Source organism: Arhodomonas sp. SL1, from assembly GCF_052060015.1.
GTDB lineage: Bacteria > Pseudomonadota > Gammaproteobacteria > Nitrococcales > Nitrococcaceae > Arhodomonas.
The window spans coordinates 59001-72377 of record NZ_JBPODZ010000012.1 but is presented as its reverse complement, the minus strand read 5'-3'; the positions used below and the strand labels follow the sequence as shown (position 1 = coordinate 72377).

General features: G+C 61.9%; 15 protein-coding genes. 14 read left to right on the top strand and 1 reads right to left on the bottom strand.

Translation table 11 applies throughout. The features are described from left to right. Nucleotides 1-162: 162 nt before the first annotated feature. Entirely contained in the window at nucleotides 163-1203 is a 1041-nt protein-coding gene (gene qhpR, locus ACQ754_RS14395; RefSeq protein WP_440997729.1) for an AraC-like transcriptional regulator QhpR, read from the bottom strand. A gap of 255 nt (nucleotides 1204-1458) precedes the next feature. On the opposite strand from qhpR, the gene ACQ754_RS14390 reads away from it, so the two are divergent. The 14 genes from ACQ754_RS14390 to ACQ754_RS14325 all read left to right on the top strand — a co-directional run bounded on the left by ACQ754_RS14390 (nucleotide 1459) and on the right by ACQ754_RS14325 (nucleotide 13312). Next, nucleotides 1459-2598 (top strand): ABC transporter substrate-binding protein, encoded by a 1140-nt coding sequence (locus tag ACQ754_RS14390; RefSeq protein ID WP_440997728.1) that lies wholly within the window; start codon nucleotides 1459-1461, stop codon nucleotides 2596-2598. Nucleotides 2599-2680: 82 nt separating this feature from the next. Beyond that, a complete protein-coding gene (locus ACQ754_RS14385) occupies nucleotides 2681-3766 on the top strand; it encodes an ABC transporter ATP-binding protein (protein ID WP_440997727.1) in 1086 nt (361 codons plus the stop codon). Next, nucleotides 3766-4620: an ABC transporter permease gene (locus tag ACQ754_RS14380; RefSeq protein WP_440997726.1), complete on the top strand. Its 855-nt coding sequence runs from the start codon at nucleotides 3766-3768 to the stop codon at nucleotides 4618-4620. The genes ACQ754_RS14385 and ACQ754_RS14380 overlap by 1 nt, the downstream gene beginning before the upstream one ends. After that, nucleotides 4620-5438 (top strand): ABC transporter permease, encoded by an 819-nt coding sequence (locus ACQ754_RS14375; RefSeq protein ID WP_440997725.1) that lies wholly within the window; start codon nucleotides 4620-4622, stop codon nucleotides 5436-5438. Before ACQ754_RS14380 ends, ACQ754_RS14375 begins: the two co-directional genes overlap by 1 nt. A gap of 37 nt (nucleotides 5439-5475) precedes the next feature. Beyond that, complete coding sequence (gene fabG, locus ACQ754_RS14370) at nucleotides 5476-6255, top strand: 3-oxoacyl-ACP reductase FabG (RefSeq protein WP_440997724.1); 780 nt, start codon at nucleotides 5476-5478, stop codon at nucleotides 6253-6255. A 24-nt stretch (nucleotides 6256-6279) separates the two neighbouring features. Further along, complete coding sequence (locus tag ACQ754_RS14365; protein ID WP_440997723.1) at nucleotides 6280-7284, top strand: phosphotransferase enzyme family protein; 1005 nt, start codon at nucleotides 6280-6282, stop codon at nucleotides 7282-7284. 85 nt (nucleotides 7285-7369) lie between these two features. Continuing rightward, complete coding sequence (locus ACQ754_RS14360) at nucleotides 7370-8644, top strand: class-III pyridoxal-phosphate-dependent aminotransferase (protein WP_440997722.1); 1275 nt, start codon at nucleotides 7370-7372, stop codon at nucleotides 8642-8644. Continuing rightward, nucleotides 8644-10251: an aldehyde dehydrogenase family protein gene (locus ACQ754_RS14355; RefSeq protein WP_440997721.1), complete on the top strand. Its 1608-nt coding sequence runs from the start codon at nucleotides 8644-8646 to the stop codon at nucleotides 10249-10251. Before ACQ754_RS14360 ends, ACQ754_RS14355 begins: the two co-directional genes overlap by 1 nt. Next, complete coding sequence (locus ACQ754_RS14350) at nucleotides 10251-10862, top strand: BMC domain-containing protein (RefSeq protein ID WP_440997720.1); 612 nt, start codon at nucleotides 10251-10253, stop codon at nucleotides 10860-10862. The genes ACQ754_RS14355 and ACQ754_RS14350 overlap by 1 nt, the downstream gene beginning before the upstream one ends. Nucleotides 10863-10881: 19 nt before the next feature. Beyond that, nucleotides 10882-11349, top strand: coding sequence for a hypothetical protein (locus ACQ754_RS14345; RefSeq protein ID WP_440997719.1), 468 nt, complete (start codon nucleotides 10882-10884; stop codon nucleotides 11347-11349). Continuing rightward, on the top strand, nucleotides 11346-11582 hold the full coding sequence (locus ACQ754_RS14340) for a EutN/CcmL family microcompartment protein (protein WP_440997718.1): 237 nt from the start codon (nucleotides 11346-11348) through the stop codon (nucleotides 11580-11582). Before ACQ754_RS14345 ends, ACQ754_RS14340 begins: the two co-directional genes overlap by 4 nt. A 123-nt stretch (nucleotides 11583-11705) precedes the next feature. After that, on the top strand, nucleotides 11706-11981 hold the full coding sequence (locus tag ACQ754_RS14335; RefSeq protein ID WP_440997717.1) for a BMC domain-containing protein: 276 nt from the start codon (nucleotides 11706-11708) through the stop codon (nucleotides 11979-11981). 30 nt (nucleotides 11982-12011) lie between these two features. Then, on the top strand, nucleotides 12012-12641 hold the full coding sequence (locus tag ACQ754_RS14330; protein ID WP_440997716.1) for a hypothetical protein: 630 nt from the start codon (nucleotides 12012-12014) through the stop codon (nucleotides 12639-12641). Next, a complete protein-coding gene (locus ACQ754_RS14325) occupies nucleotides 12638-13312 on the top strand; it encodes a cysteine hydrolase family protein (protein WP_440997715.1) in 675 nt (224 codons plus the stop codon). The genes ACQ754_RS14330 and ACQ754_RS14325 overlap by 4 nt, the downstream gene beginning before the upstream one ends. Nucleotides 13313-13377 lie beyond the last annotated feature (65 nt).

Genomic DNA, 13377 nt, shown 5'->3' with positions numbered 1-13377 from the left:
GCGCCCCCGTCCTGCCATAACGCTTTCCCCCGAGTAGCTATGGCGTCAGTCTACCATTTTTTGTAAACACCCTCTTAAGTGAAACCGACCTGATTTGCCTACCTCCGAAATGAAGCGGGCGTCGAAGTCACCCACACGGGATTCCGCGGATGGCCTGCCAACCTAGCGGGATCGCCGATACCGCTGCGGGCTCAGACCCGTCCAGCCGCGGAAAGCGCGCGAGAACGCCGATAGTTCGGAGTACCCTAGGCTGTGGGCCACCTCGGTCAGGGGAATGGTGGGGTCATTCACATAGTGGAGCGCCAACTCCTTCCGTGCGGCAGTGACTAGCTCCTGAAAAGTGAGTCCATGTTCACGTAGCTCGCGATGGAAGGAGTGGTCTGACATTCCGAAGATCTCCGCCATCTCCGAGATCGTCGGTGCGACGTCGCCCAGGTGCAGCTTGATCTGATTACGAACCTTACTGGCAAAGTCCTCGGGGTTGCGGCTCAGATCGAAGCGCGACTTGAGGAAGGGCTCAATCACCGAGAAGAGATAGGGATCCTGGGTCGGCATGCGGGTGTTGAGCTCGCAGCGCCGGAAGGCAAAGGCGTTGGTCCGGCGACCGAAGCGCACCGGCGCCCCAAAAACCTTCTCGTGCTCGGAGGCGCCGTCCGGCGCCTGGTGCTCGAAACGGATCTCTAGCGGCGTCCAGTCTTGGCCCAGGGCATGCCGGAAGATATTGAGAAACATACCGATGGAAAGCTCCGCGTCCTGGCGGCGCTGTTCGATGTGCGGGTCGAATATGCGGTAGCTGAGCCACAGCATGTCCCCATCCGGGATCAGCCCGAAGCTCGACTGACCTTGGTGGGCCGGGAAATAGACCTCCATGTTGCGCAGCGCCGTATACAGTGTCGGCGAGCTGATCGCCGCATAGCCAATCGCCCCGAGGTGCTGCGGGCGGAATGACTTACCGAAGTGAAGACCGAAGTTGTCGTTGCCCGTTTGCCGGGCGGCCTCCTCGAACAGATTACAGAACTGCGCCAAAATCAGTTCGTTATACGGGCTCGAGAGGTCCACTGACCGCACCCTCGCATTGCCGAGGATGCTATCGGGATCTCCGCGATTACGCTCGATGAGATCGATGACGCCGGTTGCCGCTGAGGCGAGCACAGTGGCCGGCGCCGCAGCCGATCCTTGCTGTGCGGTAGCGGTACGTACCATGACGACACTTCCCGATCGTTGCTCTTGAGCCTCGCCGCTCTGCGTATCTGCGAGGCTCCCAACCTCCCCAACGGCAGTCTGCACCGCAGAGGGTGAGGAAGCAAACCCCTCCCCCAGCCTTGTGCACGGATGCTGTTAAACTTTGACTGCCTCATGTCAAGCACACTTCGCAACGAAGTCCCTAGCCTTAAAGCCGTATAAGTATGAAAAGTGCGGTATCAGCCACTACGTGGCTAGCACAGGAGGAGAGATGCTATGCGACTGACGAGAAGACAGTTTTCGCTTGGGGTGGCTGCGGGTGCAGGCCTTGCCGCTATGGGCCCGATGAGCCGTATCGCGCGTGCCGCGCGCAACGATGAGCTCAACATTCTGTGCTGGGAGGGATATAACTCCGACGACGTCCTCGGCCCCTTCCGACAGGCACATCCGGATGCCAGAGTCCGCGCGCAGAGTGGCACTTCGGACCCGGACATGATCAACAAGCTGCGAGCTGGCGAGGTCAAGGTATGGGACCTCATCAACGTCAACCAGCCCTGGGCGCGTGACCAACTCTATCCCGAAGACCTGATCCGCCCGCTCGACAAGGACCGGTTCATGCCGTACTTCGACGACATGCTGCCGGAGTTTTCCGATCCCCCCTATCCGCTGGCCTTCGCGGACGACGGCGCGCTAATCGGTATGCCGCAGCGCTACGGTCCGTTCTCCTTTGTCGTCAACACGGACAAGATCAGCCGGGAGACCGCCGAGAGCGAAGGTTGGAACTTGTTCCTGGATCCGTCCATGGAGGGCCGCTACGGCGTCCTGACCTACCAGAACTGGAACATCATCCACATGTGCCTGACCGCCGGGCTGAATCCGTTTGCACCCGTCGAGGGCGCTGACATGGAGAGCTTCAAGGAGACGGCGGAGCGCATCTTCGGCGGCGCGAAGATGCTCGGCGGCGATCTGGTGCAGATGAACCTCGCACTGATCAACGGCGAGATCGACGCATACTTCACTGGCGGTACTTACACCGCCTCGCCAGCGCGTCTCGACGGCGCAACCAACATCCGAGCCATCACGCCGAACTCCGGCCCCGTCGATGGCAAAGGCGGAGTGGTCTGGGTCGAGCTCACCTCCGCAGTCAACAATCCGGATCCATCAAAGTTGGCACCGGAGTTCCTGGAGTTCGTCCAGAAGCCGGAGATCTGCAAGGCGGTGGCATTCTCGGAAGGCACCTACAACCCCATCGCCCAGATGGGCAGCGACGCTGTGATGGCGAAGTTCAGCGAACGCGAGCTGGACGCCATTCAGTACGACTCGCTGGAGGAGGAAATGAGCCGGTCGCTCGACTACCAGGTCGTGCCGTCCTACAACGAGCTCAACAAGGTCTACAGCGGCGCCAAGCGCTCTTAACCCTTTTCTCCTGTAGTTGGTCGTCCCGGCGCGGGCGCGCTTGCGTCGGGACGCCCCCTTTCTCAAGAGGTACACCGGACCTATGGGCGCTGACCCGGTTCTCCGTCTCAAAAACGTTGTAAAACGCTTCGGCGACTTCACCGCCCTACACGGGATTGATCTGGACATCGCCGACGGCGAGTTCCTGACCATTGTTGGGCCATCTGGCAGCGGTAAAACGACGCTGATCCGGCTGCTCGTCGGCATGGAAAGCCCCAGCGAAGGCGAGATTTGGCTGGACGAACGACGCATCGACCGGGTCCCCGCGAACCAACGCCCAACCTGCATGGTATTTCAGTCACTGGCGCTGTTTCCCCACCGCAGCGTGGGCCAGAACATCGAGTTCCCGCTCAAGATCCGCGGCGTGCCAGCGGCCGATCGTGCGCGACGCGCCAAGGAGCTGCTGGAGCTTCTACGCCTACCCGAATCGTACTATGACAAACACATCGCCGAGTGCTCCGGTGGCGAAAAGCAACGGGTAGCGCTGGCCCGGGCGCTGGCCTTCGATCCCGAAATCCTGTTCTTCGACGAGCCGTTGTCGGCGCTGGACTATCGGCTGCGCAAGACACTCGAGAAGGAACTCAAGGACCTCCACGCCCGTACGGGAAAGACGTTTGTATACATCACCCACAGCCTGGAAGAGGCGATGGTGATGTCGGACCGAATCGCCATCATGCGCCAAGGCCGTCTAGAGCAGATCGCCGATTCCGACGGAATCTACGGAAGGCCGGTCAGCCGCTTCGTCGCCGAGTTCATGGGCGAGGTCAATCTGTTCCGTCTGGAGGGCACGGCGCAGGGCGGCCTGCACGGCCATGGTGTCGAGATCCATATGAATGGACAGGCCGACGAAGCCGGCCTCACGCTGGCCCAGGGCGAACACGGCACGCTTATGGTGCGTCCTGAGTTCGTTCGCTTCCTCAAGCCGAGCGAGACGAACGACTTCGTCGTCCGCGGCATCCTGCGCGATGAGTACGCGCTCGGCTCGCGCCTGCAATACGACATCGAGGCCGCTGACGGCTCTCACCTGACGGTCGAGAAGCTGCGCGAGGACCGCTACAGCGGCAATATCGGCGACGAAGTCCTGCTTGGCTGGGATGTAGGCCACACCCATTTGATCCGGGAAGACTGATGGAGAGTCTTAACCGCAAACTCGGCGCCCTCAGCGCCCTGCCGATCGGCATCGTATTGGCCGCGGCCTTCCTGGCGCCGCTCGGCGTGGTGGCGGCGTTCTCGGTGATGCCGCCTAACGTGTTCGATTTATGGCATATCCCCGACTTTTCGGCCTACGCCCAGTTCGTCGAGGAGGGATACTGGACCTCACTAGCCTGGTCGCTTGGTCTGGCGGCGGTCTCGACGGTGGTGCTGTTCGTGGTGTGCTGGCCATTGGCGTTCGGTATGGCCAAGGTGTTTGGCCGGTTCTCGCTTGTGTTGGTCATCGCTGTTGTCATCACTTTGTTCGTCTCCGAGAACATCCGTCTCTTCGGTTGGGTGCTTACCCTGATGAAGGGTGGCTTGATCGACGGCTATCTCGGCGCCTGGTTCGATATGGAGCTTGCGGGCGCCCTCTACAATGTGCCGATAATTGTCTTCGGCCTCGTGTACGTCTACTTCCCCTTCATGCTTTTCCCGCTGGTCCAGGGCATCGCCATGGTGCCCGATGACGCGCGTCAGGCGGCAATGGACCTTGGCGCCTCGCGCTGGCGCGTGCTCTGGGAGATCGATCTGCCCCTGGCCGCCCCAGGGATCCTTGTAGGCTCACTTTTAAGCTTCGTGCTCGCGGCTGGGGCGCTGGCGGAATCCAAGCTGCTCGGCGGACAGGAAGTGATCGTCGTCGCGGACGATATCGAAAGCGCCTTCACCTATGGCCAGAACTGGCCGCTTGGCTCGGCGCTTGCCATGGTATTGATCGCCGTCGTCGCGGCGCTCGCGATCTTCGGCCTCTCGCGCGTGGATCTCGACAGAATCATGGGGAGGAAGGGCTGATGGGAGCGTCGCGCACCGTACGGATCGCGCTTTTCCTCTATGGCCTGGTAGCGATCGTGTTCCTCTACTTGCCACTATTGTCGGTTGGCTTCGCTTCGATTTCCGAGTCGCGCTACCTGACCTTCCCGATCCGACGCTATTCGTTCAAGTGGTACGGAGAGGCATTAGAGAGCGCGACGGTATGGCAGCTAGTCACCACCTCGCTCATCATCGCGGTCATCGTAACTGCCATTTCCGTGGTCGTCGGCTTTTTCGGAGCACTTGCATTCGCGCGCTACCACTGGCGCTATCGCAACGTATTCCAGAAATTCATCCTCCTGCCGATCTTCTTTCCGCAGACGGTGCTTGGCCTGGCGCTGTTGCTATGGTTCAACACTGTCGGCATCAGCCCAACCTGGAAAACGGCAATTGTGGCGCACTTGGTATGGATATCGCCAATTGTGACGCTGATTATCGCGATCCGCGCCTACTCATTTGACGGTTCCCTGGAGGAAGCGGCCCGCGACATGGGGGCGTCCACGTGGACGATCCTGCGCGAGATCAGCTTCCCGCTGCTCCTGCCTGGGGTGATCACGGGCGGGCTGTTCGCCTTTTTGCTGAGCTGGGGGAACTTTCCACTCTCACTGTTCACCACGGGCGTGGATCAAACGCTGCCAGAGTGGCTGTACGCGAAGATGGTTTCCGGCTACTCACCACTGGTGCCGACCCTCGGCATGATGTCGGTCTTTGCATCCGTCGTCGTGCTGGTGGTCGCCCTACTCACCATATGGTTCACCCGAGCCTTCAAGCGACCGGCAGAGCCGATCGACGAAGAATAAGATTCGGACGCGTCCAAGACACCAAGGGAGGAGAGCAATGCTGACATCCATCAAGAACCGCAGCGTCATCGTAACCGGCGGGTCAAAAGGCATCGGCCGTGGCATCGCCACCGTCTTCGCCCGTCAAGGGGCGAAGGTGATGATCGCCGCACGCGGTGAAGAGGCCGCTAAGGAGACCGTCAATGCCCTCAAGTCAGAGGGTCTTACCGCCGACTGGGTGAAATGCGACGTCTCGGACTGGGACTCGGTGCAGAATATGGTGGCCAAAACCGTGGAGACTTTCGGTGGCCTCGATATCCTGTGTGCCAATGCGGGCATGTACCCACAGACCAAGATGGTCGATATGGACCCATCCGAGTGGGACAACGTTATCTCCACGAACCTGCGCAGCGCCTTTCTGTGTGTGAAGGCCTGCATTCCGCAATTCGAGAAGACGGGTAAGGGTCGGGTGGTGCTCACCTCCTCCATCACCGGGCCGGTCACAGGTTTTCCCGGTTGGACCCATTACGGCGCCTCCAAGGCTGGCCAGCTCGGCTTTCTAAAGACGGCGGCGATGGAGCTATCGCGCTACAACACCACCATCAACGCGGTCATGCCGGGCAACATCTACACCGAGGGGTTGGAGGATCTCGGGCAAGATTATCTCGACACCATGGCCGCCTCGATCCCGCTGAAGCGACTCGGCGCAGTCGAAGACATCGGGAACGCCGCCCTATTCTTCGCCTCCGACGAGGCCGGCTACATCACCGGCCAGCAGGTCGTAGTGGACGGGGGCCAGATCCTCCCGGAATCCCTCGAGGCGCTCGAGGAAATCTGACTGCTACCCGAATCGGAGGCAGGAATGGCAGAAAGCGATATTCCACACGGGGTTCTGCTGGACCGGCTACACGCGCTCGCCAATCAGTCGTTACGGCTCTGGGATCTGCCGACGGGCGCGTCGGCCCGACTGCTGAACGTATCCGAGAATGCCACCTATCTGGTGGAGTCGCCGGACGGGAGCAAGTCGGTGCTACGCATCCACCGTGAGGACTATCACAGCGAGCGGGCGATCGAGTGCGAGCTCGCCTGGAGCCAGGCCCTACGGGACGAGGGCTACGTTAATACCCCGGCCGCTATACCCGGCGCCAACGGCAAGGCGGTACAGTCCGCCACCTCGGAGGAGTTACCCAATCCCCGGCACATGGTCATGTTTGAGTATGTACCGGGCGAGCAGCCCGATGAGAACCGCGATCTCGTCGGGCCCTTCGAGGAGCTCGGGGAGATGGCGGCGCGGCTACACGAGCACGCCATACGCTGGCCGCGTCCCCAACCCTTCAAACGCCTGGTCTGGGATCTCGACGCTGTCTATGGCAGCGGGGCAACCTGGGGGAACTGGCGCCGCGGCCCGAATCTCGACGCCCCCATGCGCGACGTACTGGAGCGGGTCGAGCGCACGGTGACCCGGCGGTTGCGGAGCTTCGGGCAGTCGGAGCAGCGATACGGCCTGATCCATGCCGACATGCGGCTGGCCAATCTCCTCATCGACAACGGTACGACGTGGCTCATCGACTTCGACGACTGTGGCTTCGGCTGGTTCCTCTACGACTTTGCTGCCGGCATCAGCTTCATCGAGGACCATCCCAAGATCCCTGAAATACGGGAGGCCTGGGTGAACGGCTACCGAAAGGTACGCCCGCTGTCCGACGACGAAGAGCGCGAAATCGACAGCTTCATCATGATGAGGCGAATGGCGCTGCTGGCGTGGATTGCCTCGCACATCGACGTGCCGGAGGCGCAGGAGCTGGCCCCAGACTTCGCGCGGGTCTCCGCAGAGCTGGGCGAGGCATATCTCTCTCGGCTCGGCTGAGCGGGTGTCAATTCGGGACGCGGCGCTGTCAAGCGCCGCGCCCAACCGACGGCTAGGGTCACGAGCATAGCTAGAGGACGAGGCCGTGAGCGAAGCAAAGCTCGAATTCCTGGAACGCTCAAAAGAGTTCTGGAATCCCGGAAAGACCCAGGATTGGCAGGACATGGGCGTCGATCTCGTGATCGACCGTCGCGAGGGGTATTATCTCTACGACATGGACGGCCGCCGCCTGATCGATCTCCACCTGAATGGCGGGACGTACAATCTAGGGCACCGTAATCCCGAGCTCGTGGAAGTACTCAAGGCGGCAAGCGCCCGCTTTGACATGGGCAACCACCACTTCCCGGCGTTGGCGCGAACGGCTCTGGCCGAGGCGCTGGCCGCCTGCGCGCCCTCCCCGGCCATGAAATACACCGCCTACGGCTCGGGTGGCGGCGAGGCCATCGACATTGCGCTCAAGACGGCCCGCTACGCCACCAAGAAGCGCAAGATTGTATCCATTATCAAGGCCTACCACGGCCACACCGGCCTGGCGGTGAAGACGGGCGACGAGCGTTTCTCCAAGATGTTCTTGTCGGAGGACACCGAGGGCGAGTTCGTTCAGGTCCCCTTCAATGACCTGAATGCGATGGAGGATGCCCTGAAGGGGCGCGACGTGGCCGCGGTGATCATGGAGACGATCCCGGCGACCTACGGCTTCCCAATGCCCGAGGAGGGCTATCTTCCCGCCGTCAAGAAGTTGTGTGAGCGCTACGGCGCCCTCTACATCGCAGACGAGGTGCAGACGGGCCTGATGCGCACGGGCGAGATGTGGGGCTGCACACGCTATGACGTCGAGCCCGACATAATGGTTACGGCCAAGGGCATCGGTGGCGGCCTCTATCCCCTCGGATGCACCCTGATTTCTGAGCATTGCTCAGGCTGGCTACACGACGATGGATTCGGCCACATTTCGACCGGCGGCGGCGCCGAGTTGGGCTGCGTAGTGGCGATGAAGGTACTGGAGATGGTCCAGCGGCCCGAGGTGCGCCACACCGTCAACCTGATCGCGGACTTTATGCGCGCCGGCCTAGAGCAAATCATGGCCGAGTACCCCGACTTCTTCATCGGCATCCGCCAGCACGGACTGGTGATGGGACTCGAGTTCAACGACGAACAGGGCGCCAAGCCGGTGATGAAGCATCTTTATCATAACGGCGTGTGGGCAATCTTCTCGACGCTTGACCCCCGGGTGCTCCAATTCAAGCCTGGCTTGCTGCTGAGCCAATCCGATTGCGAGGAAGTGCTGCGCCGCGTCGAAATCGGCGTTGGGTTGGCGCGCGACGAGGTGATGGGCGGCGGCCGTCGGAGGGTGTTGTGATGGAACCGGAAATCCGCACCCTGGTGGACATCTCTGAAAGCAAAGCAGCGCTGCAAAGCCAGGCCGATCTAACCCTCGAGCGCGCGCGCTGGGCGGCGAGCGTCTTCCAGCGCCTCGACCGCGAGCGTACACAGCACATCGTCGATGCCGTCGCGCGTGCCGCACACGAGCGGGCCGGGCACTACGCGGAATGGGCCGTAGAGGAGACGGGCTTCGGCGTCGTTGAGCACAAGAAACTCAAGAACGAGCTAACGGCCATCCCCTTCGTCGATCATTACCGACAGGAGGATTTCGTCAACCCCGTGGTCGATGAAGCACGCAAGATGGTCCGCGTCCCTCGGCCGGCCGGCGTGGTGATGGCGCTCACGCCCTCAACTAATCCGATTGCTACCGTGAACTTCAAGGTTCTGATGGCGCTGATGACCCGCAACGCTGTCGTCATCAGCCCACACCCCGGTGCCCGCGCCTGTTGCATCGATGCTGTCAAGACGCTAGCGGAAGCCGCCTATGCCGCGGGCGCGCCGGACGGGTGTGTTCAGGTTATCGAACAACCCTCGATTCCACTCATCGAGGAGTTCATGGCCTCGCCGAAAACTTCCGTAATTCTGGCGACTGGCGGGACAGCGATGGTGCGCGCCGCGTATTCCTCGTCAAACCCGGCAATCGGCGTTGGGCCGGGCAACGCACCGGTGTATGTGGATGACACCGCGGATATTCCCGAAGCGGCCAAGCACATCGTCGATTCCAAGAGCTTCGACAACTCTGTGCTGTGCACCTCTGACAGCGCGGTGATCACTCTACCGGAGGTCGACAAGAAGCTGCGACAGTCCTTGAAGCAAGCGGGCGCATATTTGTGCGATGAGGATGAAGTCGAGCGCCTGCGACGGTTCCTGTTCCACGACCGCGGATTCAACGTCGCCGCCATTGGGCGTGACGCCATCTGGATCGCCCAGGAATGCGGGATCAGGGTACCGCCCAAGACCCGGGTGCTTGTGGCGCCTTTCAATCATGTGGGTATCGAGGAGCGTATGTCCCGGGAAAAGCTGTGCCCCGTGCTCGGCTATCACGTGGCGAAGAACCGCACTCAGGCCATGTCGCAGGCGCGCGCCATGTTGCGTCTGATGGGGGCGGGCCATTCCGCGGCAGTCCACGCAACGGACCCGCAGGTCGTCCTCGACTATGCGCGCGTGGTGGAGACCTATCGTGTCGTCGTCAACGCCCCGTGCAGCCAGGGCGCCGCCGGCCTCCAAACCCACCTTGCACCGGCATTCACCATCGGCACGGGCTACTTCGGCCGCAGCTCGATCGGCGAGAACATCGGACCGCAGCACCTCATTCACTGGACGCGAGTTGCCTACAACAGCGACGAGTCCGTGCGCTTCGGTGACTACCAAGGGGTAGACCCTGGCTTTGACGGGCCGCTGCCGCGCTCGCCATCCGACGGAGTCCCGGGTGCCGGCCGCGAGACGTCTCAACCGAGGTCAGCCCGAACCGCGCCCCCCCGCGACCACGGTCGAGATGATGGCCCGCTGGACAAGCGGACCAGGGAGGAGCTGCGGCGCATAATCGCCGAGGAAATCCGAAATACGCTCAAGGGAGGCCTTTGATGGCCGAGCTGCGCTCCTTCATCTTTATCGACCAGCTACAGCCGCAGACGCTGTGCTACATCGCTACCTGGATGCGCGGGTCGCTACCACGGCGGAATATGGCCGCGCAGATCATCGAGATCGCACCCGGCCTGGACATTGAGGCGCTGACGGATATCGCACTCAAGGGCGCCGCAGTGCGCGCCGGCGTTCTTGTGGTGGAGCGCCAATTCGGTTATCTCGAGATCCACGCAGAGTCGACTGCCGAGGTAAAGGCGAGCGCGGAATCCGTGCTGGAGGCGCTCGGCGCCCAGCCCGATGAGGCGACCTCACCACAAATCTTGGCGTCCAAGATCGTTACGCGGATCGACCATCAGCACGCCTTCCTCATAAACCGCAACAAGCTGGGCTCGATGATACTCGGCGGCGAGTCATTGTATCTCCTCGAATGCCAGCCGGCCTCCTACGCCATCATCGCCTCCAACGAGGCCGAGAAACAGGCGAATATAAAGGTCGTCGATTACCGCATGATCGGTGCTAACGGCCGCCTCTATCTCTCGGGAGACGAGGCTGAGATCCGCAACGCCAAGGACGCCGCTGAGGACGCCCTGCGCGCCCTCGGGGCAGGGTGAGCGAAGGGAGCGCTTTGGCATGAACAGTAGCGAGATTCGCAGCCTGATCCAGGAGATCCTCGCCGAGGAGCTACGCGGTATGGTCGGCGGCGGCGATGCAGGTGCCCACGCCGACACTGCGCCTAAGCCACAGGTTCGCGAAGAGAGAGTGGCCATAGCCTCGGACGCTGACCTCAACCGTTTCGCACTCCGCATGCTGGAGCTTGCCCAGGACGGCCGTTCCGTACAGGAAATCAAAGCCGGGCGCTGGGTATTCCGCTTGCAGGGCGGTGCTGCCGGCACGCGCCCCGCCCCGGCGGTTGAGCAACCCGTCGGTAGCGCGCCCGCCGAGACACTGGAGTTCGACCGTGGCCTCGTTTCCGAGCGCCAGATCGGTGGCCTGTCCAAGAATGCACGCATCCGCGCCGGCAAGCGGGTGCGCTTCACGCCGCTGGCGCAGGACGAGATACGGCGCAAGGGTATACACGTGGAGAGGAAGTCAACATGATCCGGGGACGCGTTACGGGCCAGGTCTGGGCGACCAAGCGAATTGAGACTGTGCCCAACGGCGCGCTGCTGACGGTCGAGTTGGATAATGGCGGTGCGCTCATCGCGCTCGACGTGCTCGGCTGCGGCGTCGGCGAAAGCGTGCTCATTACCACGGGGTCGGTGGCGGCTGGATATTTCACCAGAATAAAGGCCCCGGTCGATGCCCTCATTATCGGATCCATCGACGAATAGAGGGAGGACAGGCCCATGGCTAGCGTGTCCAGGACACCCTCATCCCGCAAATCCGCCGGTGGGTCACAGGCACAGAGCAGGAAGTCCGGCCGGCGGGCCGAACCAAAGAACGGAGGAAATCCCATGTCGAGCGCAATCGGAATGATCGAGACCAAAGGGTATGTGGCGGCGCTGGCGGCGGCCGATGCCATGGTGAAGGCGGCAAATGTAACGATCTCGGCACGCGAGGAGGTCGGCGACGGCCTCGTCTCCGTCGTCATCCGCGGCGACGTCGGGGCCGTAAAGGCCGCGGCAGAGGCGGGAGCGGAGACGGCGAACCAAGTCGGCGAACTGGTGTCCGTCCACGTCATCCCCCGCCCGCATCAAGATCTTGGCAAGTATTTCGAGGCCGCAAAATAAGGCCAGGGCTGGCTGCTGAGGAGAAACCGCATGACGGAGTTGCGCGTCTACCTACCAATCCACGACCTGCAACCGCAATTCGCGGCGTATCTCAGCACGCCAATGCGAGCCCGCGGCTATCCGCCGTTCGAGGGCGAGCACAGCCTGATCGTTGAGGTCGCGCCGGCATTGTCCATCCATCGCATCTGTGACCTCGCGCTAAAGGCTGCGCCGCAGATGGAACCGGGCATTTTGTTCACCGAACGGCAGTTCGGGCTGATGGAGCTTCACTCGGCGAGCAAACGCGACCTTGATTCAGCCGGTCAGGCGGTGCTCGATGGTATCGGTACCAAGCCTGCGGACCAGCTAGCGCCCGTTACGATGTTCCATGACATTGTCCACGATATCTCGGATCAGCACGCGATCATCCTCAACCGCAGCCGCGACGCCTCGATGCTGCTGCCGGGGAATTCGCTGTTGGTCTACGAGATGATGCCTGCTTTGTTCGCATGCGTGGCGGCCAATGAGGCCGAACGCGCGGCCCCGAACGTCGTCATCAATGATGTCCAGATGATGGGAGCGTCGGGTCGGATATTCATGTCCGGCGATGCCGGGGATCTGGAGGTGGCACGCGACGCAATTGCCCGGACACTCGACGCGGTAGAGGGTCGGAAGGCGTGAGCAACTGGAAGACGGCCTTCCGCTCTTTTTACTATGAGACAGCCGAGGAACCGGCAGACATCGTTCTGCCGCCGGCCCAGACTGCGCTCCTCGTCATCGATATCCAGAACACGTACATGGAGGTCGGCGAGGATCCAAAGGAGGCAGCACGCTGGGCTCCCTTTCGGGCGCGAATGAACGAGACGGTAATCCCAAACACCAAGCGCCTCATCACGGAGTGCCGTGAGCGCGGCGTGGAGGTGATTTTTGCGCGTATCGCCTGTCTCAAGCCGGACGGGCGCGACCGCTCACTCAGCCAGAAAAAGCCCGGCTTCAACTATCTACTGCTGCCCAAGGATCGTGAGGACAGCCAGATCGTACCCGAGCTAACGCCGGCCCAGGACGATATTGTTCTCACCAAAACTACGGACAGCGCACTTACCGGCACCAATTTGCGCCTGATTCTGCACAATATGGGCGTACGGTATGTCATCGCCGCGGGCATCTTCACGGACCAGTGCGTGAGCTCCACCGTACGCAGCCTCGCCGACGAGAGCTTCGAAGTGGTCGTTGTCGAGGACTGCTGTGCTGCCGCAACCGAAGAGTTGCATCGCAACGAGCTGACCACCATCAATATGATCTACTGCCATGTGGTCCAGCGCGAGGACATCCCCGGTTTTCTCGAAGGGTAGCGCCGTTCGTGCAAATGCCTGTGGGATAGGATGCGCCCGGCACGGGCTGCGCCGGCCAGGATGAC